Annotated in this window: 20 protein-coding genes; 13 read left to right on the top strand and 7 right to left on the bottom strand. The window is 67.7% G+C overall.

The annotated features are described in order from the left end of the window. The first annotated feature begins 14 nt into the window (after positions 1–14). The 5 genes from AC1REK_RS09500 to kce all read left to right on the top strand — a co-directional run bounded on the left by AC1REK_RS09500 (position 15) and on the right by kce (position 7,075). Positions 15–1,271 (top strand): ABC transporter substrate-binding protein, encoded by a 1,257-nt coding sequence (locus AC1REK_RS09500; protein WP_327523974.1) that lies wholly within the window; start codon positions 15–17, stop codon positions 1,269–1,271. A 152-nt stretch (positions 1,272–1,423) separates the two neighbouring features. Then, a complete protein-coding gene (locus AC1REK_RS09505) occupies positions 1,424–2,305 on the top strand; it encodes a branched-chain amino acid ABC transporter permease (protein WP_327524043.1) in 882 nt (293 codons plus the stop codon). A 7-nt stretch (positions 2,306–2,312) separates the two neighbouring features. After that, positions 2,313–4,838 (top strand): branched-chain amino acid ABC transporter ATP-binding protein/permease, encoded by a 2,526-nt coding sequence (locus AC1REK_RS09510; protein WP_492268251.1) that lies wholly within the window; start codon positions 2,313–2,315, stop codon positions 4,836–4,838. Positions 4,839–5,049: 211 nt separating this feature from the next. Then, complete coding sequence (locus tag AC1REK_RS09515) at positions 5,050–5,991, top strand: 3-hydroxyacyl-CoA dehydrogenase (RefSeq protein WP_327523972.1); 942 nt, start codon at positions 5,050–5,052, stop codon at positions 5,989–5,991. A gap of 151 nt (positions 5,992–6,142) precedes the next feature. Then, positions 6,143–7,075, top strand: a complete 933-nt coding sequence (kce, locus tag AC1REK_RS09520; RefSeq protein ID WP_316016905.1) for a 3,5-dioxohexanoate:acetyl-CoA acetone transferase — start codon at positions 6,143–6,145, stop codon at positions 7,073–7,075. Between the two features lie 18 nt (positions 7,076–7,093). Here kce and AC1REK_RS09525 read toward each other — a convergent pair whose 3' ends face one another. From AC1REK_RS09525 to AC1REK_RS09545, 5 genes are all read right to left on the bottom strand, one after another. Next, entirely contained in the window at positions 7,094–8,374 is a 1,281-nt protein-coding gene (locus AC1REK_RS09525; RefSeq protein ID WP_492268250.1) for a four-carbon acid sugar kinase family protein, read from the bottom strand. A 6-nt stretch (positions 8,375–8,380) separates the two neighbouring features. After that, complete coding sequence (locus AC1REK_RS09530; protein ID WP_492268249.1) at positions 8,381–9,658, bottom strand: ribulose-bisphosphate carboxylase large subunit family protein; 1,278 nt, start codon at positions 9,656–9,658, stop codon at positions 8,381–8,383. Between the two features lie 153 nt (positions 9,659–9,811). After that, positions 9,812–10,351, bottom strand: coding sequence for a VOC family protein (locus tag AC1REK_RS09535; protein WP_492268248.1), 540 nt, complete (start codon positions 10,349–10,351; stop codon positions 9,812–9,814). Between the two features lie 30 nt (positions 10,352–10,381). Then, positions 10,382–12,259 (bottom strand): TRAP transporter large permease, encoded by a 1,878-nt coding sequence (locus tag AC1REK_RS09540; RefSeq protein WP_414645012.1) that lies wholly within the window; start codon positions 12,257–12,259, stop codon positions 10,382–10,384. A gap of 131 nt (positions 12,260–12,390) precedes the next feature. Then, positions 12,391–13,407: a TRAP transporter substrate-binding protein gene (locus tag AC1REK_RS09545; protein ID WP_066476270.1), complete on the bottom strand. Its 1,017-nt coding sequence runs from the start codon at positions 13,405–13,407 to the stop codon at positions 12,391–12,393. 113 nt (positions 13,408–13,520) lie between these two features. Between AC1REK_RS09545 and AC1REK_RS09550 the strand changes: the two genes are divergently transcribed. Beyond that, entirely contained in the window at positions 13,521–14,609 is a 1,089-nt protein-coding gene (locus tag AC1REK_RS09550; protein ID WP_492268247.1) for a LacI family DNA-binding transcriptional regulator, read from the top strand. Between the two features lie 22 nt (positions 14,610–14,631). Here AC1REK_RS09550 and AC1REK_RS09555 read toward each other — a convergent pair whose 3' ends face one another. Further along, positions 14,632–15,645 (bottom strand): inorganic phosphate transporter, encoded by a 1,014-nt coding sequence (locus AC1REK_RS09555; protein WP_316016909.1) that lies wholly within the window; start codon positions 15,643–15,645, stop codon positions 14,632–14,634. 12 nt (positions 15,646–15,657) lie between these two features. Beyond that, positions 15,658–16,302, bottom strand: a complete 645-nt coding sequence (locus tag AC1REK_RS09560) for a DUF47 domain-containing protein (protein ID WP_492268246.1) — start codon at positions 16,300–16,302, stop codon at positions 15,658–15,660. A 289-nt stretch (positions 16,303–16,591) separates the two neighbouring features. Here AC1REK_RS09560 and AC1REK_RS09565 point away from each other — a divergent pair, with 289 nt between their 5' ends. From AC1REK_RS09565 to AC1REK_RS09595, 7 genes are all read left to right on the top strand, one after another. Beyond that, positions 16,592–16,882: a hypothetical protein gene (locus AC1REK_RS09565; RefSeq protein WP_492268245.1), complete on the top strand. Its 291-nt coding sequence runs from the start codon at positions 16,592–16,594 to the stop codon at positions 16,880–16,882. Between the two features lie 105 nt (positions 16,883–16,987). Further along, on the top strand, positions 16,988–18,361 hold the full coding sequence (locus tag AC1REK_RS09570) for an ABC transporter substrate-binding protein (protein ID WP_492268244.1): 1,374 nt from the start codon (positions 16,988–16,990) through the stop codon (positions 18,359–18,361). Next, positions 18,358–20,301: an ATP-binding protein gene (locus tag AC1REK_RS09575; RefSeq protein ID WP_492268243.1), complete on the top strand. Its 1,944-nt coding sequence runs from the start codon at positions 18,358–18,360 to the stop codon at positions 20,299–20,301. Before AC1REK_RS09570 ends, AC1REK_RS09575 begins: the two co-directional genes overlap by 4 nt. Further along, a complete protein-coding gene (locus tag AC1REK_RS09580; RefSeq protein WP_492268242.1) occupies positions 20,298–21,647 on the top strand; it encodes a sigma-54-dependent transcriptional regulator in 1,350 nt (449 codons plus the stop codon). The genes AC1REK_RS09575 and AC1REK_RS09580 overlap by 4 nt, the downstream gene beginning before the upstream one ends. 220 nt (positions 21,648–21,867) lie before the next feature. Further along, complete coding sequence (locus tag AC1REK_RS09585) at positions 21,868–23,205, top strand: ABC transporter substrate-binding protein (RefSeq protein WP_327523961.1); 1,338 nt, start codon at positions 21,868–21,870, stop codon at positions 23,203–23,205. A 153-nt stretch (positions 23,206–23,358) separates the two neighbouring features. Continuing rightward, positions 23,359–25,077 carry an ABC transporter permease gene (locus AC1REK_RS09590; RefSeq protein ID WP_492268241.1) on the top strand — a complete coding sequence of 573 codons (1,719 nt, stop codon included), beginning with the start codon at positions 23,359–23,361 and terminating at the stop codon, positions 25,075–25,077. 2 nt (positions 25,078–25,079) lie between these two features. Continuing rightward, positions 25,080–26,177: an ABC transporter ATP-binding protein gene (locus tag AC1REK_RS09595; RefSeq protein WP_492268240.1), complete on the top strand. Its 1,098-nt coding sequence runs from the start codon at positions 25,080–25,082 to the stop codon at positions 26,175–26,177. Positions 26,178–26,254 lie beyond the last annotated feature (77 nt).

Here is a 26,254-nt window from a genome sequence, read left to right on the forward strand (position 1 = left end):
CTGGGAGGAACCAAATGTCAGATCAAAAGAAAACCGGCCTTTCGCGCCGTCAGGCACTGGCCGGCATCGGCGTGACCGCGACGGGGCTGATCGCGAGCCCGTCGATCATCCTGGCGCAGACGCCCGATGCGATCCGCTTCGGACACCTGACGCCGCGCACCGGCTTCCTTGGCCCGCTCGGCGAGTACGGCGTCATGGCGGCCGACCTCGCCGCCGAGGAGATCAATGCCGCCGGCGGCATCAACGGCCGCAAGCTCGAGCTGCTGAAGGAAGACTCGGTCAATCCCCAGACCGCCTCGACCAAGGCCGAGCGCATGGTCGAGCGCGACAAGGTCGCCTGTATCATCGGTGAGATTTCCTCCGCCTCGGCGCTGACGATCGCGCAGGTCGCCGGCCGGACCAAGACGCTGTTCGTCAACACCGGCGCCAATTCGGACGCGCTGCGCGGCGAGAACTGCAACCGCTACATGTTCCATGTCGAGCATCAGAACTCGATGTATGTGAAGAGCTGCGGCCGGGCGCTGATGGAGCAGGGCCTGGTCAAGGGCAAGAAGTGGTTCTCGCTCACCGCCGACTACGCCTTCGGCCATGACCTTCTCAAGGTCGCCAAGCGCTTCATGGAGGCCAATGGCGGCCAGTTCGCCGCCGACAAGCTGGTCCCGACCGACGCGACCGACTTCTCCGCCCTGCTGCTCGAAATCCGCGCCGCCAAGCCCGACCTCGTGATCTCGAACCTCGCCGGCAACCAGATCACCAACTTCCTCAAGCAGTATTCCGAATTCGGTCTGACCTTCCCGGTCGCCGGCTTCGGCTTCGACACCGCGCTCGCCTGGGCCGCCGGCAAGGACAATTTCGGCGGCATCTGGCCCTGCGTCTGGCACCATCTGATCGAGACCCCCGGCACCAAGACCTTCGTCGCCGCCTTCACCAAGAAATACGGCAAGCCCCCGGAGAACCAGGCCTGGGGCGACTACATGGCCGTGAAGATGATGGCCCAGTCGATGAACGAGCTGAAGAGCGCCGAGACCGCCAAGATCCTCGAGCATCTCGAGAAGGGCGCCAAGTTCGATGTGCTGAAGACGCGCGAAGGCTATTTCCGCGCCTCCGACCATCAGCTGATCAGCGAGATGTACGCGATCACCGCGCTGCCGGCCGCCAAGGTCAAGAACCAGTGGGACCTCTTCACCTCCTCGCCGCCGATCCCCGGCCCGAACGAGAGCATGGAGGTCATCGCGACCCAGGGCGACGAAGCCGTCTGCAAGATGAGCTGAGCAGCCCGCGCTTCTCTGCGGGGTCATCCCGGACAAGCCGCGGCAGCGGCGCCGATCCGGGATCCATGCCTGAACCGTTCAGGCATGGATCCCGGGTCTCCCTTCGGTCGCCCGGGATGACCGCGCGGTAGACGGATCGAAACTGCAAAGGCATTCCCTTGCTCACCCTTTTCATCCAGCAGGTGCTGAACGGGCTGCTCGACGGGGTCTATTACCTCCTGATCGCGCTCGGCCTGTCGCTGATCTTCTCGCTCGGCGGCATCGTCAACCTCGCGCACGGCGCCTTCTATGCGATCGGCGCCTATCTCACGATCGTGCTGGCGCCGCATATCGGCTTCGGCGGCGCGATCATCGCCTCGCCAGTGCTCGTCGCCTTGCTCGGCATCGTCATCGAGCGCGGGCTGTTCCAGCGCTTCTACCGCTCGGACCCGATCCTGTCCCTGCTTTTGACCTTCGGCCTCGCCATGGTCGCCGAGCAGACCCTGCGCATGATCTTCGGTGCGCCGCCGCTCTCCTTCTCGATTCCGCCGGAGCTGCGCGGCCAGATCTTCATCGGCGACTTCATCTATTCTCGCTACCGCGCCCTGCTGCTGCTGATCGCGGCGGCCTGCGTGATCGGCCTCTGGTTCCTGCTGCAGCGCACCGCCTTCGGCCGCGTCGTGCGGGCCGGCGTCCAGAACCCCGACATGGTCGGCGCGCTCGGCATCTCCCTGCAGCCCTACATGATGGCGATCGCCGGCATCGGCATCGGCCTGGCCGGCCTCGCCGGCGTGCTCCTGGCGCCGATCTACTCGATCCATCCCGCCATGGGGCAGGAGATCATCACCCCGGCCTTCGTCGTCGTCGTCATCGGCGGGCTCGGCTCCTTCTGGGGCGTCGTCGTCGCGGCCATCATGGTCGGCCTCGTCAAGGGCATCACCATCGGGCTCGGCTTCACGCAATGGTCGACGGCCGTGATCTACCTGATGATGCTGCTCGTCCTCCTCTTCCGTCCGCGCGGCCTGTTCGGCGAGCGCATCCAGCGCTTCGAGTGAGGCCGCGATGAACCCGACCGCACGCGACTATCTCCCGCTCGCCATCGCCGCCATCGGCCTGGCCGCCCTGCCCTCGCTGATGCATGCCATCGGCCTCGGCACGACCTCGGCCACCGAGGTCGTCGTCTTCGCCATCGCCTGCATGGCGCTGAACATCCTCGTCGGCACGACCGGCCTGGTCTCCTTCGGCCATGGCGCCTGGTTCGGCCTCGCCGCCTATGCAGCCGGCCTGATCCAGCGCAACTGGCTGCCCGGCCAGTTCGCGCTGCCGATCCTGCTGGCGCTTGTCTTCGTCGGTCTCGTCGCCGTCACCTTCGGCGCACTGATCCTGCGCCGCAGGGGCGTCTACTTCTCGCTGCTGACGCTGGCGCTGACCGCGATGATCTATTCGGTCGCCTTCCGCTGGACCTCGGTCACCGGCGGCGAGGACGGGCTCGGCGGCATCAAGCGCCCGCTCTTCGCCGGCATCGACTTCGAGACCGCCCTGCCCTTCTACACGCTGGTCGCGACGATCGGCTTCGGCGTGGTCTACTGTCTCTGGCGCTTCCACCGCTCGCCGGTCGGTACGGTCCTGGTCGCGATCCGCGAGAACGAACAGCGCGCCCGCTTCCTCGGCTACGCCACCACCCGCTACAAGCTCGTCGCCTTCACGCTTTCTGCGGTGCTGACCGGTCTCGCTGGCACGCTTCTGCTGTTCAACAACCGCATGACCTCGGCCGAGCCGATCTCGGTCGCCTTCTCCGGCGAATTGCTGGCGATGGTCGTGATCGGCGGCATGCGCTCCTTCCTCGGGCCCGCGCTCGGCGCGCTCTTCTTCGTCGTCTTCCGCGACTATCTCTCCAGTGTCACCGAGAACTGGTTGTTCTGGTTCGGCCTGCTCTTCGTCGCCTTCATCGTCTTCTCGCCGGATGGCCTCGTCGGCGTCGGCCAGCGCCTGCTCAAACCCTTCCGCAAGGTCCCGGCCGAGGATGCCGCGATGTCGGCCCGCAAGGCCGGCGCGGTCGAGCTGCCGGCCTTCATGAAGCCGGCCGATGCCGGCGACGGCACGATCCTCGCCGCGAAGGGCCTCGCCAAGAGCTTCGGCGGCATCAAGGCGGTCGAGAATGTCGACATCACCATGCGCGACCGCAAGCTGCATGCGCTGATCGGCCCGAACGGCGCCGGCAAGACCACGGCCTTCAACCTGATCTCCGGCCTGTTCCCGCCCGATCGCGGCGAGGTCCGCCTGCGCCAGCGCGACATTGCCGGGCTCTCGCCCGAAGCGATCACCCAGGCCGGCATCGGCCGCGCCTTCCAGATCACCAACCTGTTCCCGACGCTCTCCGTCGCCGAAAACGTCCGCCTCGCCGTGCAGGCGCGGGCGCCCGAACGCTTCGGCTTCTGGCGCGCGGCGGGAGACCTGGAAAAAATCAACGACGAGTCCCGCCAGGTCATTTCGACCATGGGCCTCTCCGGCATCGAGGCGGCGGAAGCCGGTTCGCTGAGCTATGGCGGCCAGCGCTTGCTCGACATGAGCCTGGCACTGGCGACGAGCCCGCGCGTGCTCCTGCTCGACGAGCCGCTCGCCGGCCTCGCCGCGGCCGAGCGCGAGCGCGTCGGCAACCTCATCAAGTCGATCTCGCGCGACCTGCCGGTGCTGCTCGTCGAGCACGACATCGACCGCGTCTTCGCCATCGCCGACCATGTCACGGTGATGAACGAGGGCTCGGTGCTGGTCGACGGTACGGTCGAGGACGCCCGCTCTTCGCCCAAGGTGCAGGAAGTCTATATCGGCTCCGGCGCGCATGCGCTCGCCGAGAAGCCGCGCGAGAGCGCCGCCGGCTCCAAGGTCCTGCTCGGCCTCGACAAGGTCGACACCTTCTACGGCAAGAGCCACATCCTGCGGCAGGTCTCGCTCGACGTGCACGAGAACGAGATCGTAGCCCTGCTCGGCCGCAACGGCGCCGGCAAGTCGACCCTGCTCAAGACGATCACCGGCATCGCCCCGCCGGCGCAGGGCTCGATCACGCTCGCCGGCGGCGACATCGCCCGCCTGCCGCCGGCCAGGATCGCCCGCGCCGGCATCGCCTATGTCCCGCAGGGGCGCGGCCTGTTCGCCGGCATGAGCGTCAAGGACAATATGGAGCTCGGCCGCCTGCGCCGCATCACCGGCAATGGCGTGCGCTGGGAGGACGAGAAGATCTTCTCCTTCTTCCCGCGCATCAAGCAGCGCTGGCATTCCCCTGCGGACTACCTCTCCGGCGGCGAACAGCAGATGGTGGCCGTGGCCCGGGCACTGTCCGGCGATACCAGGGTGCTGCTGCTCGACGAGCCGTTCGAGGGTCTGGCCCCCGCCGTCGTCGAGGAGCTGTTCGAGGCCTTCGACAAGCTGCGCCGGGAGATCGCCATCGTGATCGTCGACCACCATCTCGATCTCGCGCTCGCGCTCTCGGACCGCACCGTCGTGCTCGAACGCGGCCAGGTCACCCATACCGGCCCCTCGCGGGCGCTGAGCCAGGATCTGGCGCTGCGCCGGCAGGTGCTTTGGCTGTGATGAGCTGTCCGATAGACGGCAAAGGCGCGGGGAACCCTCTCCTAGAAGGAGAGGGCGGGGTGAGGTGTAGGCGGTTCGACCAGCTACACGAGCGCTCACCGCACGGCCCTGTTCAAGCCAATGACTTCTCTCCCGCACACCTCACCCCTGTCCCTCTGCTTCCAGGAGAGGGGTTCCCCGCGTCCGACCACACCAATCGAGACATCGCCTTATGACCAAGATCGCCATTGTCGGCTCGGGCCTGATCGGCCGCGCCTGGGCCACCGTCTTCGCCAGCCATGGCTTCGAGGTCGCGCTCTATGATCTCAAGCACGAGGCGGCGCAGGCGGCGCGCGCCCATATCGGCACCAATCTCGAGGAACTCGCCGGCCATGGCCTTGTCGACGATCCCAAGGGGGCCCTCGCCCGCATCCGTGTCGCGGCCGACCTCGCTGATGCGCTGAAGGACATCGCCCTCGCCCAGGAGAACGGTCCCGAAACGGTCGAGGCGAAGCGCGAGCTGTTCGCGGAGATGGACCGGCTCGCACCGGCGGGCGCTATTCTCGCCTCCTCGACCTCCTTCATCATGGCCTCGGCCTTTTCCGAAGCGCTGCCGGGACGCTCCCGCTGCCTCGTCGCCCATCCGGTCAACCCGCCGCATCTGGTGCCGATCGTCGAGCTCGCCCCGGCGCCCTGGACCGATCCGGCTGTCGTCGCCGAAGCCAAGCGGATCTACGAGCAGGCGGGCCAGGTGCCGATCACCCTGCGCAAGGAGAAGGCCGGCTTCGTGCTCAACCGGCTCCAGGCGGTTCTGCTGGCCGAGGCCTTCCGCCTCGTCGGCGAAGGTGTCGTCAGCGCCGAGGATGTCGACAAGACGATCCGCGACGGGCTCGGCCTGCGCTGGTCCTTCATGGGCCCGTTCGAGACCATCGAGCTCAACGCGCCGGGCGGCATTCCCGATTACTGCGCCCGCTATTCGGAGTCGCTCGACCGCATGGTCAAATCCTCGGAAGGGCTCGGCAACCCGTTCAAGCCGGAGACGGTCGCCGAAGTCATGCGCGAATGGCGCGGCGCGCAGGAAGCCGAGCGCGTCAAGCGCCTGAGCGACTGGCGCGACAGCCGCCTCGCCGCGCTGCAGGCGCACAAGCGCGCCTCGCAGCGCAAGCCGGACTGAAAGGCTTCCGTCATTGCGAGCGCAGCGAAGCAATCCAGGAGGACTTGCCGCTACGCCCTGCCGCCCCTGGATTGCTTCGTCGGCTCACGCCTCCTCGCAATGACGACCTGACGCCATACTGATCCCATCTGCCTCGACCGGAGCCCCGACCATGGCGAAGAACCGCAAAGTCATCATCACCTGCGCCGTCACCGGCGCGATCCACACCCCCTCCATGTCGCCCTATCTGCCGGTGACGCCCGATGAGATCATCGACGCCGCCGTCGGCGCGGCCGAGGCCGGCGCGGCGCTCGTCCACGTCCATGCCCGCAATCCGAAAACCGGCCAGCCCGACCAGTCGCCCGAGGCCTTCGAGCCCTTCCTCAAGGTGATCAAGCAGCGCTCGAACTGCGTCATCAACATCACCACCGGCGGCGCGCCGACCATGCTGGTCGAGGAACGCCTGAAGCCCTGCGCCCACTTCAAGCCGGAGGTCGCCTCGCTCAACATGGGCTCGATGAACTTCGGGCTCTACCCGATGCTGAACCGTTTCAAGGAGTTCAAGCACGACTGGGAGCGCCCCTATCTCGAAGGCTCCGACGACCGCGTCTTCAAGAACACCTTCAAGGACATCGCCAACATCCTGACCACCTGCGCCGAGAACGGCACGCGCTTCGAGATCGAGTGCTACGATATCGGCCATCTCTACACGCTGGCCCATTTCGTCGACCGCGGGCTGGTGAAACCGCCCTTCTTCGTCCAGTCGGTCTTCGGCCTGCTCGGCGGCATCGGCCCGCACCCGGAAGACGTCATGCACATGAAGCGCACGGCCGACCGGCTCTTCGGCGACGACTATCACTGGTCGGTGCTCGGCGCCGGTCGCCACCAGCTGCCGATCGCCGCGATGGCGGTGGCGATGGGCGGCAATCTGCGCGTCGGCCTGGAAGACTCGCTCTGGCTTGGACCGGGCCAGCTCGCCAAGTCGAACGCCGATCAGGTCCGCGCCGCCCGCCAGATCGTCGAGGGCCTCGGCCTCGAGATCGCAACCCCGGACGATGCCCGCGAGCAGCTCCAGCTCAAGGGCGCCGACAAGGTCGCGTTCTAAGCCTCCGGTCCGGGTGCGTCAGCGCCCGGCCACCAACCTGAAAAAGTCGGGCGGCCCCATCTGGCCGCCCTTCAGCACCATCTCGATCCCGTCGAGCCGGGGATCGTCGCTATGGGCGCGGCAGAGCGGCGCGCCTGGGACCAGGGCTGCGCGATGCGACAGCCCCCAGATGTCGAGCATGCGCACGGCGAGCGTCGAGGTATCGCCGCCCGCCACCACCAGCCGCCCGATCGCGGCCTCCGCCACGATGGCGCGCAAGAGTTCACCCGTCGCACTGGCGACGCTAGCGGTATCGCCCGGCGCGCCGGCCGGCCGGTCGGTGACCAGCATGACATCGCCTTCCCCCAGCAACCGCCGCGCCTCGTCGCGCAGCACCACAGCATAGCCCCGCTCCCCGAGCAGGCGGGCGGGATCGACGGCGATCCGGGCATAGCCCGAAGCCGCCTCGACCTGCGCCCTCGTGACCGGCGAGAGGCTGCCGACCAAAGCCAGCACCGGCCCGCCCGCTTTCGGCGTCGCCGCAGCGGCCCTCGCCTCCCCAATGCGACCGAGCAGCGGCGTTCCCGCCAGCGCATGCGCCACCGAACTCGGGCCGACCACGAGCATGGGCGCAAGCGCCGCCCGTGCGGCGATCGCCCGGCCAGCCACGGCGAGATCCTCGACGCGCGCAATATCGAAGAGCAGAGGGCCGGCGCCGTTGGCGAGACGTGCCGCGAGGCCACCGGGATCGCCATAGCTGCGGTAATCGACCAGCCCGACCACGCCGATCCCCTGCGCCGCGAGATGCAGGCGCAGATCGGCCTCGCCCATGGGCGTTGCCGGATGGACGCTCATCGTCGGATGCCGGTCGATCCGGTGCACGGTGCCGCCAGTGCCCGCGGCGGCGAACAGGTTGCCGAACAGGCAATAGCGCCCGAGATTGGGCTGGCCGCCAATGATCGGCAGGAGGCTGTTGGGAAAATGCGGCTGCAGCGCCCGCACCGCCGCGCCGATGCTGCCGAGATGCGGCGCGCTGTCGAAGGTCGAGCAGCATTTGTAATGAAGCAGCGCGATTCCGAGCCCGGCGAAGAAGCGCCCGGCCGGGTCGAGTTCGGCCGCCATCGCCTCGGGCGCCATCGCGCGCGTCGCGCCGGCGATGCCGAGCGCGTCGAGATCGCCGGCTCGGGCGAGCTGCTCCCGCGTCGGAATGCGCAGGAAGAGCAGCGCCTTCTGCCCGCCCTCGGCAAGCACCGAGAGCGTATCGGTCGAGCCGGTGAAATCGTCGCCATACCAGGCGTAGCGAGGCAGCGTTCCGGCCATGACAGCTCAGCCCGCCGCCGCGCCGAAGAAGTCGAGCGCCTGCTTCAGTTCCGGGTGCCGCTGCGCGGCCTCCGCGACCGGCACGCCGCCGGCCACTGCCTCCCAGGCCTGGCGGATGCTGGCGACGCCGGCCGCCGGCCCGCCGGGATGGGCGAGGATACCGCCGCCCGCCATGAAGAGCAGGTCGGCATGGCCGATCGCGTCGAAGGTCGGCTCGGCGGTACCGGCCCATTGCCCCGAGGAGAAGGCCGGCATGACGCGGTCATCGGCGCCGTCGGTCAGCGGCGTCACGCAGTCCCGCGCCGAGGAGACGACCTCCTCGTCCTCCTGCGCGAATTTCCCCTGCACGCCGTGGACATGCATGTGGTCGACACCGGCGAGGCGCCAGAGCGTCTGATAGGCCTGGAAGGAGATGCCGAGCAGCGGATGGCGGGAGATCGCGCCATAGCCGTTGCGGTGCCCGTGCAAAGCGAGATCGGTCGAGCGCCGCAGCGTCTCGATGGCGGAGAAGCCGCACCAGTTCAGGCTCGCCATCACGCAGGAGCCGCCCTCGCGCGCCACCAGATCGGCATGGCGGCGCATCGCATCGGTCTCGTCGGTGATGTTGAAGGCGATCATCACTGCCTTGCCGGTCCGGTCCTGATGGCGCCGCACCGCCGCCATCACCGCCGGCACGCGCTCTACGAGCGGCGCATGCACAGGGTTGGCGCAGATCTCGTCGTCCTTGATGAAGTCGAGCCCGGCCGCGCAGAGCCCCGCGACCAGCTCGGCCGTCTCGCTGGCACTGAGCCCGACATTGGGTTTGATGATCGAGCCGACCAGCGGCCCGCTGGTGACTCCGGCGAGCCGGCGCGTTCCGGCAATGCCCTGCGCCGGCATGGCGAAGCGTCGGCGGAAGGACCAGGGCAGCGTGATCGTGTCGAGCCGCAGACCGGTGACCTCGCCGAGATCGTAAAGATTGCCGGCGACGATCGAGGCCAGCGTCGCGAGATTGGCGCCGACATTGTCGACCGGGAAGGAGATGGTCACGCGCGCCCGCCGCCAGGGTCCGTCGACGCCCTTGCGCGCCAGCCAGGCATTGGGAAGGCTCGGCTCGTCCGCGGTCTCCAGAACCGCGACATGGCTGACGACCGCCCGCGCCCGCTCGCGCAACGCGTCGGTCTCCCCGGCGACGCGGGTGAAGGTGCCGCAGGACTGCTCGCCCGCCATCACTTCCGCAACCTTGCGCGGGTCGAGCGGCGTCTCGATCAGATAGGAGGCTTCGAAGCGGTCGGCTGCGGACATGTCGCTATACTCACCATGGCGGTCGTCCCGGACAAGCCGCCTTTGGCGGCGCCGATCCGGGACCCATGCTGAGCGTCTATCGGTGAGGCTCAGGCATGAATCCCGGGTCTCCCTGCGGTCGCCCGGGACGACAGCAGAGCCAGGGCGAAGACTTCAGAGCCTGCTCAGATCCGGGAAAGGCCGCACCGGGTCCTTGCCGTCCCAGTTGTCCGCGGCGTCACGGATCAGGCGGAACATCTCGCCCTTGGGACCGGCGACCTCGGAAAGCTCGATCACCGTGCCGGGATGGTAGTGGGTGTCGAAATAGACGAAGCGGCCGCGTTCCCCGACCTCGCCCGACATCACCGGCTTGAAGCCCTCGGCCAGCAGCCGCTCCATGTCGGCGTCGTAGTCCGAGGTCCAGTAGGCCACATGCTGCAGGCCGGTATGCCCGGCATCGGTGAAGTCCTTGTACATGGACGGCACGGCGTTGCGGCACTGGATCAGCTCGATCTGCAGCGGCCCGGAATTGGCGAGCGCCACCGAATTATGCGGCTCGTACTCCTCGCCCTTGTAGCGGTAGTTCCTGATCGGAACCTTGGGATTGTAGAAGAACGGCCCGACGCCGAGCACCCGGCTCCAGTAATCCATCGCCGCCTCGATATCGGGGACGACATAGCCGGCCTGGCGGATCTGGCCGAAGAAGCGGCTCATGGTTTTGGTCTTTCGCTTTCGAGAGGGGAATTAGAGGAAGCCGATGGAGATCCACGGCACGGCGGCGACGATGACGAGGCCGACCAGCAGGGCGAGCACATAGCCCCAGATGTATTTCAGCCCCTCGTCGGGATTGATCTTCGAGATCGCGCAGGCGCCGTAATAGCCGACGCCGAAGGGCGGCGCGAAAAGCCCGATGCCCATCGCGAAGATCACGACCATGGCATAGTGCACCTCGTGCACGCCGATCTGCTTGGCGATCGGGAAGAGCAGCGGGCCGAACAGCACGATCGCCGGGATGCCCTCGAGCACGCTGCCGAGGATGACGAAGGCGACGATCGAGATGGCGAGGAAGCCCCAGGTGCCGCCGGGTACCGCCGCCATGACCTTGGCAAGGTCCTGCGAGAAGCCCGACTGCGTCAGTCCCCAGGCCATCGCCGTGGCGCAGCCGATGATGAAGATGATCGCGCCGGTGAGCGAGGCGGTGTCGACCAGCATGCCCTTGAGCCGGCGCCAGTCGAACTGGCGGTAGATCAGGATGCCGGCCAGCACGGCATAGGCGATGCCGATGGTCGAGACCTCGGTCGCGGTGGCGACGCCTTCGACCACTGCAGCGCGGATCACGAAGGGCAGCGCGATGGCGGGCGCCGCGATCAGGCAGAGCCGGCCGATCTCGCGCTTCGAATATTTGGTGACGTGGCTGAGGTCCTCAGCCCTATTGCGCCGCCAGACGACGAAGCAGAGCGCGATGCCGAGCACGACCGCCGGCAGCATGCCGCCGGTGAACAAGGCAGCGATCGAGACGCCGGTGACCGAGCCGATGGTGATCAAGACGATCGATGGAGGGATCGTCTCGGTCTGCGCACCCGTCGCCGAGAGCAGCGCGACGAGATCGCCCGGCTTGGCGCCGCGCTTCTGCATCTCCGGGAAGAGCACCGGCGCGATCGCCGCCATGTCGGCGATCTTCGAGCCGGAGATGCCGGAGACCAGATACATCGCGCCGACCAGCACATAGGAGAGCCCGCCCCGGACATGGCCGAGCAGCGAGGCGAGGAACTGGATCATGGCGCGGGCCATGCCGGTCATCTCGATCAGCGCGCCGAGGAAGATGAACAAGGGCACGGCGAGCAGGATCAGATGGCTCATGCCCTCGTCGAGCCGGCCGACCATCACGATCATCGGGGTCGAGGTCGTCAGCGAGAGATAGCCGAATGTGGCGAGCGCGAAGGAGAAGGCGATCGGCACGCCGGCGAAGACGTTCGCCGCGACGATGCCGACGAAGAAGATCAGGAGGTTGAGCTTGCCGAGCGGCTTGAGGGCCGGGCCCGCAACATAGAGCAGGGCGACCAGCGCCACGGTTATCCCGGCCGCCAGCACGACGGTCTTCCAGGAGCCGAAGCGCAGCAGCCGGCAGAAGGCGGCGAACAGCATCAGCACTATGCCGATCGGCAGCGCCGCGGCGCGCCAGCTATTGGCGATCTCCAGCGCCGGGGTGACGATGAAGCGCTCCTCCTCGGCATAGTCCAGCGCATCCGGCAGGATCATCACCAGGAACGCGATCGCGGCAGTGATCGCGAGCGCTTCGAGCAGGATGCGCGCCTGCGGCCCGACGCGGGAGACGAGGCCGGTCATCCGCATGTGCTCGCCGCGCCTGAGCGCGACGACCGCGCCGAGCATGGAAAGCCAGAGGAACAGGATCGACGCCAGTTCATCCGACCAGACCAGCGGGGCGTGGAAGGCGTAGCGGGCGGTGACGCCAGCGCCGAGGATCACGATCTCGGCAAGGACGAGCACGGCCGCGATCGCCTCGACCAGCGAGCCGACCGCATGGTCGAGCCGGCCGACGAAGCGTCCGAGGCCCGTCGCAGGCATGGCCTGCGTCGGCATCAAGGCGATGTGCCCGGCCATAGCGATTTCCTCATCTTTTCTCATCGTCATCCCGGCCGGAGCGTAGCGCAGAGCCGGGATCCATGCCTGAAGCGTTCCGGAATGGATCCCGGGTCTCCCTGCGGTCGCCCGGGATGACACGACGGTTTTGCTCAAGCGAGCTTGCCGACCGCGCCTTCGAGCAGACCCCAGGCCTCGGCGCCGAAGCGCTCCTGCCATTCCTTGTAGAACCCGCCTTCGCGCAGCTTGGCCCGGAAGCTGTCCGGATTGGTCTTGTTGAAGGAAAGCCCCTTCGACTGCAGATCGGCCTGCACGGTTTCGTTCAGGCTCTTGATGTCGCCGCGCTGCGCGACACCGGCATCGTTGATGGCTGAGGCGACGATCTTCTGGATGTCGGGCGGCAGGCCGCGCCAGGCGCGGCCATTGGCGATGAACCAGAACCCGTCCCAGATATGGTTCGAGATCGCGCAGTGCTTCTGCACCTCGAACAGCTTGGCGACCTGGATGATCGGCAGCGGGTTCTCCTGCGCGTCGACCACCCTGGTCTGCAGCGCCGAGTAGACCTCGGAGAACTGCAGGCTGGCGGGGGCGGCGCCGAGCGCCTTGAACATCGAGATCGAGAGCGGCGAAACCGGCACGCGAATCTTCAGCGAAGCCATGTCGGCGGCCTGCTCGATCGGCTTGCCCGAGGTCGTCATCTGGCGGAAGCCGTTGTCCCACATCTTCTCGAAGGCATAGAGGTTCACCTTCTCGATCGCGGCGCGGACATGCGCGCCGACAGGCCCGTCCATCGCCTTCCAGACCTGGTCGTAATCGGCGAAGGCGAAGCCGACCGCATTGATCGCCGCGACCGGGACCAGCGTCGCGATCACCAGCGCCGACGGGGTGAAGAAGGTGATGCCGCCATTGCGGACCTGGCTCAGCATGTCGGTGTCGCCGCCGAGCTGGTTGTTCGGGAAGATCTTGATCTCGACCCGGCCGTTGGTCTCCTTGGCGACACGCTCGGCCGCCTGCTGGGCGCGGATGTTGAGGGGGTGGCTGAGCGGCAGGTTGTTGCCGTATTTCAGCTCGATCTCGGCGGCCCGCGCGATCATCGGCATGCCGATCAGCGAAGCTGCGGGAACGGCGGCAAGGCTTTGCAACGCAGCGCGGCGGGTCAGTCCGGTCATGATGTCCTCCCAGATTCGCTTGATGCGATTTGATTGCTCTTGAGCGTCTTGCACTCAGGATAGAAATCACGTCTGATGGTCATCAAGCTCATTCTGTGATGGTTTTTGATTGAATGAACATCGCGACCTCAAAGCTCGCGGAAGCCCAGGACACCGGTCTGGATGTCGCCCCGCGGCGGCGCCAGATGGCCCGTGTCGAGGATGTCGCGAAACTCGCCGGCGTCTCGACCGCGACCGTAGACCGGGTGCTGAACCAGCGGCCCGGCGTCCGTGCGGTGACGGTACAGCGCGTGCTCAAGGCCGCCGGCGAGCTCGGCTACGTCATGGAGGGCGCCCTCCCCGCCAGCGCGCTGCGGCCGCTTAAACTCGCCTTCCTGCTGCCCGCCGGCAGCAATCGCTTCCTGACCCTGCTCGGCCGACAGATCGCCGGCGCACAAGATCAGCTCGCTTCCTTCAACATGCGCGCCCGCGTCGAATACATCGAGAGCTTCAAGCCTGAGCTCCTCGCCCAGCATCTGCGCCAGTCGGCGCGCGACGTCGACGGCATCGCCTTCATGGCGCTGGAGCACCCTTCCGTGCGCGAGGCGGTCGACGGCCTCGCCGAACGCGGTGTGCCGACTGTGACGCTGATTTCCGACATCGCCAACAGCCGCCGCGTCGCCTATGTCGGGCTCGACAACCGCTCGGCAGGGCGCACTGCCGGATATCTTGTCGCCCGCTTCATCGGCCGCCGCCCGGCCAAGGTCGCGATGATCGCCGGCAGCCTGAGCTATCGCGCCCATGAGGAGCGCGAGATGGGCTTCCTGCACCTGTTCCAGGAGCTTTATCCGGCGATCGAGGTCGTCGGCCTGCGCGAGGGCCATGACGACGAGGGCCAGAACTACCGGCAGACCAAGACCCTGCTGGCGCAACATCCGGACCTCGCCGGCATCTACAATATCGGCGGCGCCGCCGAGGGCATCGGCCGGGCCCTGAAGGAGGCCGGGCGCCAGCATGATGTCGTCTTCGTCGGCCACGGCCTGACGCCCGACACCCGGGCGCTGCTGATAGACGGCACCATGGATGCGGTGATCACCCAGCACCCGCAGGCGACGCTGATGACCTGCGTCTCGATCTTCGCCAATCTCCGCGCCAGGCGCCCAGCGACCGAGGGCACGAGCCGGCCGAGCACCGAGATCGTGCTCCGCGAGAACCTGCCCTGAGGCTCGCGGTGCCTCGCCGCCCTCAGCGCCCGGTCAGGAAGTAGCCGGACAGGAAATAGGCCGCGGCCGAGATCGCGCCGGCCGCCGGCATCGTGACGATCCAGGCGAAGACGATGCCGCGCGCCACGCCCCAGCGCACCGCCGCCATCCGGCGAGCGGCGCCGACGCCGATGATCGCGCCGGTGATGGTGTGCGTCGTCGAGACGGGGATGCCGAGATAGGTTGCCATGAACAGGGTGATCGCCCCGCCGGTCTCGGCGCAGAAGCCCTGCTGCGGCGTCAGCCTGGTGATCTTCGAGCCCATGGTGTGGACGATGCGCCAGCCGCCGCAGAGCGTGCCGAGCGCCATCGCCGCCTGGCAGGAGATCACCACCCAGAACGGCACCGAGAAGGTGTCGCCCATCATTCCGTGCGAAAACAGCAGCACGGCGATGATGCCCATCGTCTTCTGCGCGTCATTGGCGCCATGGCCGAGCGAGTACAGCGAGGCGGAGACGAATTGCAGGGCCCGGAAGGTGCTGTCGGCCTTGATCGGCGCGACTTTGAGGAAGCTCCAGGAGACGATCAGGACGAGCAGCAGCGCCAGCGCGAAGCCGATCGCCGGCGACATGAAGATCGCGACGAAGGTCTTGCCCAGCCCCCACCAGACGATCGAGGAGAAGCCCGCCTTGGCGAGACCCGCCCCGACGAGACCGCCGATCAGCGCATGCGAGGAGCTCGACGGAATGCCGGCGATCCAGGTCAGCACGTTCCAGGCGATCGCGCCGGTCAGCGCCCCGAAGATCACCCGGTCGTCGACGATCGCCGCCTGGATGATGCCCGAGCCGACGGTCTGGGCGACATGCAGCCCGAAGAACATGAAGGCGATGAAGTTGAAGAAGGCGGCCCAGAACACCGCCCATTGCGGCGCCAGCACCCGCGTCGAGACGATGGTGGCGATCGAATTCGCTGCGTCGTGCAGGCCGTTCAGGAAGTCGAACAGCAGCGCGACGGCGATCAGGAAGATCAGGGCGGTGGCGACGCTCGAAAGGTCCACGGCGCGTGCCGCCTAGAGATGTTCGAGCACGATGCGGCTGACCCGCTTGGCGACGTCCTCGAGCCGGTCGACCACCTTCTCAAGATGGTCGTAGATCTCGGCACCGACGATGAAGCCCATGGCGTCGCCGCTCCGATGCGCCCGAAATAGCGCCTTCAGGCCGTCGCCATGGATTTCGTCGGAATGCTCCTCGATCGCGCCGATCTCTTTGGAGAGGGCTCCGATCGCGATCGCATGCTTCTTGATGTCCCGCAGCATCGGCAGCAGGACGGCGACACGCTCCGAAGCCTGCACGATCACCGCGCCGAGCTCTGCCATGCCGGGCTCGAAAGCCTCGACCTCGTAGAGCGCGATCGCCTTGGCGGTCTTCTTCATCTGGTCGATGGCATCGTCCATCGAGCCGATCAGCTCTTCGATGTCGCCGCGGTCGAACGGGGTGATGAAGCTGCGCCCCGTCTCCAGCATGACCTCGCCGGCGACCTCGTCGGCCAGATCCTCCTGCTTGAAGATCTCGGCACAGCCAGCCTCGACCGGCATCCGCCCGGAGAGCAGCGCATCCAGCGCCTTCGCCCCGGCCACCAGCGGGACCGCATGCGCCTCGAACAGATCGAAGAACTTGGGTTCTTTCGGAAGCAGCTTCTGGAACCAGCCGAGCACCGCGCACCTCGTCGTGATCGCACGGCCAGCCTCGCCGCCCTCGTCGCAGCGAAAAACAAGCCGAATTGCCGGCAGCTTGTGTGACAGTTTCGTGACTGCCGCAACTGCATGCTGCGCTGTCTCACCGGTTCTTTCGCCTTGCCGCCCTGTGTGGAGCGAATGGGCTACCTCGCCGGAGCAAGGCCCGCAGGGGCCAAAGCACCCTCCCTTGCGTCATCTTGAATTGGCAAGCTTTGCGCGAAGGCGCATAGCTGTCGCGGCTGGCGGGGCCTTGAAGGGAGGACTGGCCATGCACGCGATCGTCAGAGCCTATTCCGGCAAGGGCGCCAAGGAGCTGTTCGACCTGCTTGAAAAGCGCAAGGCCGAGGTCGAGCAGTTGATGCGGGCGGTGACGGGCTTCTCGAACTACGCACTGATCCGAACCGCAGATGGCGGGGTTTCCGTCACTGTCTGCAAGGATAAGGCCGGCACCGATGAAAGCCTCAAGAAGGCGAAGGAGTGGATCAAGGAGCACGCCGCCAATACCGGCGTCGGCGCTCCCACCGTCCTGGAAGGCGCGGTCCTCCTGCACGTGAAGTGAGGCGGCGCCAGACGACCGAGGGGCCGCCGCCGGCGGCCCTTTCTCTCGCCGAGCGGTCGCGTTGCCGATCTATGCGGGCCGATTTCCCGGCTATATGACGGTTCGATGAGCCGCCGCGCCCTTTCTCTCTGGCTTGCCCTTTCCGTCTTCGGCTGGCTCGCCGCCGGGCCGGCGGAGGCGCGCCGCGTCCAGGTCATCACCTCGTTCCCACCGTCCTTCTTCGAGCCGTTCCGCACCGCCTTCCGCACCCGCCATCCCGACATCGCCGTCGAGATCGTCCAGCGCAAGACGACCGCAGCGCTCGCCGACATCCACGCCCAGAAGCGGCCGGAGACCGATCTGTTCTGGGCCTCCGCGCCCGATGCCTTCGAGCTTCTGAAGCAGGCCGGGCTGCTGGCGCAGCTGCAGCCGCGCGCGACCGGCGCGCCCGAGACCATCGCCGGCTACCCGGTCAACGACCCCGCCGGCCGCTATCTCGGCTTCGCCATTTCCGGCTACGGGCTGGTCTACAACCCCGGTTATCTCGCAGCCCGCAATCTGCCGGTGCCGCGCAACTGGTCCGATCTAGCCGCCCCCGCCTATGCCGGCCATATCGGCCTGACCTCGCCGGCCCGGTCCGGCACCACCCATCTGATGGTCGAGGCATTGCTGCAATCGCTCGGCTGGGAGCGCGGCTGGGCGCTCTGGTCGGCGATCGGCGGCAATCTCGCGACGCTCACCGCGCGCAGCTTCGGCGTCACCGCCGGCGTCGCGCGCGGCCGCTTCGGCATCGGCATCTCCATCGATTTCCTGACGGATTCCGGCGCCGCCGAAGGCGAGGCCAACCGTTTCGTACTGCCCGAGGAAACCCTGTTCGCGCCGGCCAGCATCGCACGCCTCGCAACCTCGCCCAATCCCAAGGAGGCCGAGCTCTTCGTCGACTTTGTCCTCTCACCGGAAGGCCAGAGGCTGCTGCGCGAGCCGAAGATCGGCCGCCTCGCCGTCTCCCCGGCCGCCTATGGGCCGGACGAGACGCCGCCGCATCTCTCGGACACTGCAGGCCTGTTCAGTAAGACCCGCTTCGATGCCGGCCTGTCGGCCAGCCGCTACGAGCTCGTCAACATCATCTTCGACGAGTGGATCACCTTCCGCCGCGCCGAGCATGCAAGGCTCTGGCGCAGCCTCCAGGCGATGGAGGCTGCCCTGCTCAGCCATCCCGATGAGCAGACCGCCCGGCTCCTGACCCAGGCCCGCGCCGCCCTGACCCGCCCGCCCGTCACCGCCGCCGAGCTGGAGCAGCCGGAGCGCTTCCGCAATCTCGTGCGCGTCCCGCGCGGCATCGCCGCACCCGAAGCGCAGGCCCGGATCGAGGCGCAGATCCGCGGCGCCATCGCCAGCCATGCCGCGGAGGCTGCCGATGCGCTGCGCCGGGCGACCGAGCGGCTTGCCGCCGTCGGCTGGACCGGCGGCGAGGACGGTCTCTCCGGAGGGCGGCCGTGAGACGCTTCTGGTCCGGCAGGCGCTTCGGCATAGGCGGCCGCCTGATCGCCGCTTTCCTCGGGGTCGGGCTGTTCGCCGTCGGCGCCGGCATCGTCGGCGTCATCTCCTATGAGCGGCTGAGCAAGGAACTCGCCGCCATCGCCCGCGACCACCTACCGGGCCTCGCCTCCGCGGCCCGGCTCGCCGAAGCCAGTGCGCGCGTGATCTCGGCCGTGCCGGAGCTCGCCAATGCCGAGCGACGCGACGTCTATGAGCGCAGCCGGCGCGCGGTCGGCGAGCGCCTGGACGAGCTCGACCGCGTCCTCTCCGAGCGCAAGCAGGGCGGCTTCGACGTGCCGGCCTTGTCGGCGGTGGCGGCCGCGATCCGCGGCAATCTGGCGGCGATCGACGCCGTCTCCGAGCGCCGTTTTCCGCTGGGCGAACGCAACCGGGGCATCGGCGAGGAGTTGCGCTGGCTCCAGGCCGATTTGCTCGACGAGATCGAGCCGCTGACCGACGACGCCCGTTTCAACATCGAGACCGCCCTGGGCCAGGCCAATACGGCCGCAGTAGAAGCCGGCCGTCCCAACGCCATCCGCGAGGAGACGCGCAAGAGCGAGGCCCTGATGACGCTGAATGCCCAGGCCAACCTGATCGTCGGCCTCTTCGGCCGCCTCGGCGCGGTACGGACCCGCGAAGACATGGAGCAGACCGGCCATGTCATCGGAGAAGCCGTCGACCAGCTCGAAGTCGAAGCCAAGGCCCTCGCCGGCTGGGCCGACACCATCACCGTCCGGCAGATCACCCAGCGCCTGATCGGCCTCGCCGACACGACGACCGGACTGCCCGGGATCAAGCGGGCCGAACTGGCCGCGCTGGCCGACGCGCAGCGGCTGATCTTCGAGAGCCGGCGCCTCGTCACCGAGCTCGGCACGCTTGTCTCGCAGGAAGTGCAGCGCACCGAGGCCGTGGCGAAGGCCGCCGCCGAGCGCTCGGCCGAAGCGATCCTGCTCGGGCGCAATCTGCTGCTGGCGATCGCCGCCGCCTCGCTGCTCGGGGCGCTGCTGATCGGCTGGTTCTATGTTCGGCGCCATCTCGTGGCGCGGCTGCGCGTCTTGACCGAGGCCGCGACCAGCATCGCCAGCGGCCAGTCCTCCGCCGTCCTGCCCAAGGCCGGCAATGACGAGCTCGGCGATCTCGCCCGTGCGCTCGCGGTCTTCCGCCAGACGCGCGACGACCTGATCCAGGCCGCCAAGCTCGCGGCCCTCGGCCAGATGGCGGCGGGGCTCAGCCATGAGCTCAACCAGCCGCTCGCCGCGATCCGCTCGCATGCCCATAACGGTGCGCTGCTGCTCGAACGCGACCGGCCGGACGATGCCCGCCAGGCCCTCGCCCGGATCCAGGCGCTGACGACCCGCGCTGCCGAGCTGATCGCGCATCTCCGCCGCTTCGCGCGCAAGCCCGGCGTCGTGCTCGCCCCGGTGGAGGTCGGCGACGTCGTCGAAACCGCGCTCTCACTGTTCGAACCACGGCTCGAGGCCGAAGGCGTGACGCTGAAGCGCGAACTGCCGTCGAGCCGGCTCTACGTCCACGCCGAGGAAATCCGGCTGGAGCAGGTGCTGGTCAACCTCGTCGCCAACGCGCTCGACGCCGTCGCCGGCCGCCCTGGCGCGACGCTGACGATCGGCGCGCGGCGGCGCGGCCGCAGCGTCGAGCTCTGGGTCGAGGATAGCGGCCCCGGCATCGACCGCCCGCATCTGGAGCGGATCTTCGACCCGTTCTTCACGACCAAGCCGGTCGGCTCCGGCCTCGGCCTCGGTCTCTCGCTTTCCTACAACATCATCAAGGATCTGGGCGGCACCCTCGCCGTGGCGGAAACAGGGCCGAAAGGCACGCGTTTCCTGATCACACTCGAGGGCACGACCACCCATGTCATGGCCCCATTGGATACGAACGCATGAGCCCCCCGAAGGTCATCCTCGTCGATGACGACGCCGAGGTTCTCGAAGCCTGGCGTCTGACGCTGGAGCTCGATGGTTTCGAGGTCGTCGCCAAGCGCTCCGGCGATGCTGCACTCGCACTGCTCAACCGCGACAGCGCAGCCGTCCTCGTCAGCGATGTCCGCATGCCCGGCCGCGACGGCTTCGGGCTGCTGGCGGCGGTGACCGCGATCGACGCCGAAATTCCGGTCGTGCTGATCACCGGCCATGCGGACGTACCGATGGCGGTGAAGGCGATCCGCGACGGCGCCTGGGATTTCGTCGAGAAGCCGGCCGACCCCGTCCTGCTGATCGAGACGGTGAGGCGCGCCAGCGAGTATCGCCGGCTGATCATCGAGAACCGCTCGCTGCGCGCCGGCGTCACGCCGGAAGACCCCTGGGCCGCCCGGCTGGTCGGTAATTCACCGGCCATCGCCAAGCTGCGCGGGCGGCTTGCGCTTCTCGCCGATGCCGACACGGACGTGCTGCTCTTCGGCGAGACCGGAACCGGCAAGGAGGTCGCTGCGCGCGCCCTCCACGATCTCGGCAAGCGCGGCGCCGGCCGCTTCGTCGCCGTGAACTGCGGCGCCATCCCCGAGACCATGATCGAGAGCGAGCTCTTCGGCCACGAGGCCGGCGCCTTCACCGGCGCCCGCGAGCGCCGGATCGGCAAGATCGAGCATGCCAGCGGCGGCACGCTCTTCCTCGACGAGATCGAATCCATGCCGATGGCGGCGCAGGTTCGCCTGCTGCGGGCCCTGCAGGAGCGCCGCATCGAGCGGCTCGGTTCGAACCGCGAGATCGCCGTCGACATCCGCATCGTCGCCGCGACCAAGGCCGACCTCGCTGCCCTCGCCAAGGCCGGCGGTTTCCGCGAGGATCTGGTCTACCGGCTCAATGTCGTGACCTTGCGCCTGCCGCCGCTGCGCGACCGGCGCGAGGACATTTCCATGCTGTTCCGGCACTTTCTGGCGCTGGCGGCAGCGCGCGTCGGCCGCTCCGCGCCGCCGCTCGGGCGCGATCTCCTGCAGCGCCTTTCGCGGCAGGACTGGCCCGGCAATGTCCGCGAATTGCGCAATGCCGCCGAACGCAGCCTGCTCGGCATGGACGAGGAGTTCGAGGATGCCACTGTCTCCGCGCCCGGCGGTGTCGAGCGGACGCTGGAGGAGGAGGTCGCGCTGGCGGAGGCCGAGGCGATCGGCGCCGCGCTGAAGCGTCATGGCGGGCGCATCGGCATCACCGCCGCAGCCCTCGGCATCACCCGCAAGACGCTCTACCTGAAAATGCGGCGCTACGGGCTCGGCAGCTCCGCCGCGCTCGCCGATTGAGCAGCCAGATTACCGGGCTTGGGCCACCGCGCCCATGTTACCGAGCTGACCCATCGGCCCCACCGGCAGGTTACCGAACTAACCCCGGAATTGGGCCCATCCGGTAACATCCCGTCGGATTCCCGAATGGATTCAACGATGCCCATGGTTGGCATCGCAGTTGCTGTCCAGGACGCATCGGCCTCGACGTCGAGCTGAAGAAACTGTCCTGGAGGAAACCATGCTCAATCGCAGGGCCGCGCTGGCGGCCACCCTCGGTCTGTCGCTGAGCGCATCGTTCGCGACTATTGCCGTCGCACAGGCACCCGCCGGCAAGGTCACCGTCGTCACTTCCTTCTCCAAGGACGTCACCGACCCCATCAAGAAGGCCTTCGAGAAGGCGGTTCCCGGCGTCACCCTCGAGGTCCAGAACCGCAACACCAACGCCGGCGTGAAATACGTCGAGGAAACCAAGGCCAACAACCAGGTCGACCTGTTCTGGGCCTCGGCGCCCGACGCCTTCGAGGTGCTGAAGGGCAAGAAGCTGCTCACCGCCTACAAGCCCAAGGCGGCCGGCATCCCCGAGAAGATCGGCTCCTATCCGATCAACGACCCGCAGGGCTTCTATTTCGGCTTCGCGGCCTCCGGCTACGGCATCATGTGGAACGACCGCTATGCCAAGGCCAACAAGCTGCCCGAGCCGAAAGACTGGCAGGATCTCGCCAAGCCGGTCTTCTACGACCATGTCTCGATCGCCTCGCCTGCCCGCTCGGGCACGACGCACCTGACCATCGAGACCATCCTCCAGGGCGAGGGTTGGGAAAATGGCTGGCGCACGATCAAGGAGATGGCCGGCAATTTCCGCTCGATCACCGAGCGCTCCTTCGGCGTTCCGGAGGCGGTCAATTCCGGCCAGGTCGGCGTCGGCATCGTCATCGACTTCTTTGCCTTCTCGGCCCAGGCCTCGGGCTTCCCGGTCAAGTTCGTCTATCCGAGCGTGACCACCGTGGTTCCGGCCAATGTCGGCATCATCGCCAACCCGCCGAACAAGGCCGCGGCCGAGGCCTTCATCGAGTTCCTGCTCTCGCCGACCGGCCAGGAGGTGCTGCTCGAGCCCGGCATCCGCCGCCTGCCGGTCAACCCGGCGGTCTACGCCAAGGCCGGCGCCGATTACCCCAACCCCTTCACCGATCCGCGCTTCCAGAAGATGATCGGCTTCGACGTCGACAAGTCGGAGGCCCGCACCGCCGTCGTCGACACGCTGTTCGACCAGCTGATCTCCTTCCAGCTCGACGCGCTGAAGGGCGTCACCAAGACGCTGCACGAGGTCGATGCGGCGCTCGCCAAGAAGCCCAACCCGCAGGCCAAGGCCCTCGCCGACGAAGCCCGCAAGCTGGTCGCCGCGTTGCCGGTCACCCAGATCCAGGCGGCGAGCCCCGAGCTGCGCGGCGCCTTCACCGGCGGCAAGGAGAAGGGCGCGCGCCAGGCCGAACTCGAAGCGCAGTGGGCGAGCTTCGCCCGCGACAACTACGCCAAGGCCAAGGTCAAGGCCGAGGAAGCCCTCAAGGCGGCGAAGTAACTCGCACGACCTCCACCGTCATCCCGGACGGGCGGCGTAGCAGCGCAGCTCCGGGATCCATCGTCGAACGCAGTTCCCTCCGATGGATCCCGGCGCTCCGCTTCGCTGCGGCCGGGATGACGGCCCGCCCTTCGGCCGACGCTCAGGACCACCATGACCGCCATACCTGCCAAGGCACTCCCGCGCCGGAAGACGCTGTCGGCCACGCCCGGCCAGATCGCGCTGGCGCTCGCCATCGCCGCCTTCCTCCTGATGTTCCTGGTGCTGCCGGTGGCGACGGTGATCTACGTCGCCTTCACCGAGAAGGGCACCTCGACCTTCACCCTGGTCAATTTCTACGACTTCTTCCGCACCGAGCTGTTCATGCGCTCGCTGTGGAACTCCTTCTACGTCTCGGCGATGTCGGTGGTCTGGGCCTCGGTCTTCGCCCTGCCGCTCGCCTATCTGACGACGCGCTTCGTCTTCCGCGGCGCCGCCATCGTCCAGACGCTGGGCTTCCTGCCGCTGATCATGCCGCCCTTCGTCGGCGCGGTGGCAATGCAGCTCTTCTTCGGCCGCAACGGCTCGATCAATCTGCTGCTCGATGACTGGTTCGGCTTCAAGATCGATTTCATGGAGGGGCTGAACGGCGTCATCTTCGTCCAATCGGTCCATTATTTCCCGTTCATCCTGATCAATCTCTCGGCGGCGCTGCGCAATATCGACCGCGCCATGGAGGAGGCCGCGCAGAATCTCGGCTCCTCGGGTTTCCGGCTGTTCCGGCGGATCGTCTTCCCGCTCGCCATGCCGGGCTATCTCGCCGGCGCCTCGTTGGTCTTCGTCAAGGTCTTCGACGATCTTGCGACGCCGCTCCTGCTCAACGTCAAGGACATGCTGGCGCCGCAGGCGTACTTGCGCGTCACCTCGATCGGCATCGCCGACCCGATGGGCTACGTCATTTCGGTCGTGCTGATCGTCGCCTCGGTCACCGCCATGTGGCTCTCGGCGCGGGCGCTGAAGGGTCGCGACTACGCCACCACCCAGCGCGGCGGCGGCGGCCTCGCCAAGCGCGAGATGACGCGCTGGGAGGCCGTGCTCGGCTACGGCACCGTCTTCCTGATCCTGGCGCTGGTGCTGGCCCCGCATATGGGCCTGCTGCTGCTCTCCTTCGCGACGATCTGGTCGTACTCGCCGCTGCCCGACGCCTTCACGCTCGCCCATTACGGCCGCGTCTTCGGCGAGAGCTCGGTCTACATCAAGAACACGCTGATCTATGCCACCCTCGCCGGCGGCATCGACATCGTGCTCGGCGTCGCGATCGCCTATCTCGTGCTGCGCACCAAGCTGATCGGCCGCGAATGGCTCGACTGGATGGCCTCGGCGGCGCTCGCCATCCCCGGCGTCGTGCTTGGCATCGGCTATCTCAGGACCTTCTACGGCGTCACCCTGCCCGACGGCACGCCGCTGGCCTCGCTCTGGATCACCATCGTGCTGGCGCTCGCCATCCGGCGCCTGCCCTATGCGCTGCGCGCCTGCTATGCGGCGCTCCAGCAGATCTCGGTCTCGCTCGAGGAGGCGGCGGAAAACCTCGGCGCCACCAAGGCGCGCACGGTACGCCGGGTCGTCGTCCCGCTGATGGCGGGCGGCATCCTCGCCGGCTTCGTCACCTCGTTCTCGACCGCGGCGGTCGAGCTCTCGGCGACGCTGATGCTGGTGCAGTCGAACTCCGACGCGCCGCTCGCCTACGGGCTCTACGTCTTCATGCAGTCGGCCGCCGGCCGGGGGCCCGGCGCCGCGCTCGGCGTCGTCGCGGTCATCCTCGTCGCCGCCTGCACCTTCCTCTCGCATCTCATCATCGAACGCAGCCAGAAGGCCAAGGGAATGGGCCACTGACCATGAACGCAAACGTCTCCCTGACCACGCCGGCTGTCTCCGTCGACATCGAAGGCGTCAACCTGTCCTACGGCACCAACCATGTGCTCAAGGATGTCAGCCTCGCGATCCGGCCGGGCGAGTTCTTCGCCTTCCTCGGCCCGTCCGGCTGCGGCAAGACCACGCTGCTGCGGCTGATCGCCGGCTTCAACCAGGCCGATACCGGCCATATCCGCATCGGCGGCAAGGAGATCACCGACCTGCCGCCCTGGAAGCGCGATGTCGGCATGGTCTTCCAGTCCTATGCGCTCTGGCCGCATATGACGGTGCGCCGCAACGTCGCCTTCGGTCTCGAGGAGCGTGGCGTGAAACGGGCCGAGGTCGAGCGCCGCGTCGAGGCCGCGCTCGGCCTCGTCGGCCTCGCCCATCTCGCCGACCGGCGCCCCTCGCAGCTCTCGGGCGGCCAGCAGCAGCGCGTCGCCGTGGCACGAACCGTCGCGGTCGAGCCCAAGGTGCTGCTGCTCGACGAGCCGCTCTCCAATCTCGACGCCAAGATGCGCGTGCAGGTTCGCCGCGAGCTGCGCGACCTGCAGCAGCGCCTCGGCCTGACGACGATCTTCGTCACCCACGATCAGGAGGAGGCGAACACGATCTGCGACCGCATCGCCGTGATGAGCGATGGCGTGGTCCAGCAGGTCGGCACGCCGATGGAGCTCTATGAGCGGCCCGCCAACCTCTTCGTCGCGAATTTCCTGGGGACGGCGAACATCCTCGAAGGCAAGGTTACCGGCTACGGCGAGACCCGCATCTTCGAGATCGAGGGCGGTTTCTCCGTCCCGGTTCCGGCCGACCGGACTGTGCCCGAAGGCGCCCGCCTGGTCTTCCGGCCGCAGCATGCCGGCCTCGTCGCGGCCGGCGCCGCCGCACCCGGCCTGATCGCCCTGCCCTGCCGCGTCGTCCATCGCGAGTTCCTCGGCGCGAGCGTCCGCTACGGCGCCCGCATCGGCAATTCGGAAGTCTCGGTCGATCTGCCTTTCCAGTCGGGCAGCGATCTCCACGAGATCGGCACGGATGCGACGCTGACGCTGCCCCGGCACGCCTTGATGTGGCTGGCCGCCTGAGCTACCGGCCACGGCTGGATTATGACGATTTTGTGTCACATGTTATCAACACGGCTCCGCGAGGAGCCTGTCCAACG

This window comes from Allobosea sp. GW823-FHT02B03, assembly GCF_058797755.1.

Coding starts and splice junctions, on each gene's coding strand:
- AC1REK_RS09570 (WP_492268244.1), top strand. CDS start 16,988: ATGAGCCGCCGCGCCCTTTCTCTCTGGCTTGCCCTTTCCGTCTTCGGC.
- AC1REK_RS09550 (WP_492268247.1), top strand. CDS start 13,521: ATGAACATCGCGACCTCAAAGCTCGCGGAAGCCCAGGACACCGGTCTG.
- AC1REK_RS09500 (WP_327523974.1), top strand. CDS start 15: ATGTCAGATCAAAAGAAAACCGGCCTTTCGCGCCGTCAGGCACTGGCC.
- kce (WP_316016905.1), top strand. CDS start 6,143: ATGGCGAAGAACCGCAAAGTCATCATCACCTGCGCCGTCACCGGCGCG.
- AC1REK_RS09530 (WP_492268249.1), bottom strand. CDS start 9,658: ATGTCCGCAGCCGACCGCTTCGAAGCCTCCTATCTGATCGAGACGCCG.
- AC1REK_RS09580 (WP_492268242.1), top strand. CDS start 20,298: ATGAGCCCCCCGAAGGTCATCCTCGTCGATGACGACGCCGAGGTTCTC.
- AC1REK_RS09540 (WP_414645012.1), bottom strand. CDS start 12,259: ATGGCCGGGCACATCGCCTTGATGCCGACGCAGGCCATGCCTGCGACG.
- AC1REK_RS09585 (WP_327523961.1), top strand. CDS start 21,868: ATGCTCAATCGCAGGGCCGCGCTGGCGGCCACCCTCGGTCTGTCGCTG.
- AC1REK_RS09510 (WP_492268251.1), top strand. CDS start 2,313: ATGAACCCGACCGCACGCGACTATCTCCCGCTCGCCATCGCCGCCATC.
- AC1REK_RS09515 (WP_327523972.1), top strand. CDS start 5,050: ATGACCAAGATCGCCATTGTCGGCTCGGGCCTGATCGGCCGCGCCTGG.
- AC1REK_RS09535 (WP_492268248.1), bottom strand. CDS start 10,351: ATGAGCCGCTTCTTCGGCCAGATCCGCCAGGCCGGCTATGTCGTCCCC.
- AC1REK_RS09565 (WP_492268245.1), top strand. CDS start 16,592: ATGCACGCGATCGTCAGAGCCTATTCCGGCAAGGGCGCCAAGGAGCTG.
- AC1REK_RS09545 (WP_066476270.1), bottom strand. CDS start 13,407: ATGACCGGACTGACCCGCCGCGCTGCGTTGCAAAGCCTTGCCGCCGTT.
- AC1REK_RS09595 (WP_492268240.1), top strand. CDS start 25,080: ATGAACGCAAACGTCTCCCTGACCACGCCGGCTGTCTCCGTCGACATC.
- AC1REK_RS09525 (WP_492268250.1), bottom strand. CDS start 8,374: ATGGCCGGAACGCTGCCTCGCTACGCCTGGTATGGCGACGATTTCACC.
- AC1REK_RS09590 (WP_492268241.1), top strand. CDS start 23,359: ATGACCGCCATACCTGCCAAGGCACTCCCGCGCCGGAAGACGCTGTCG.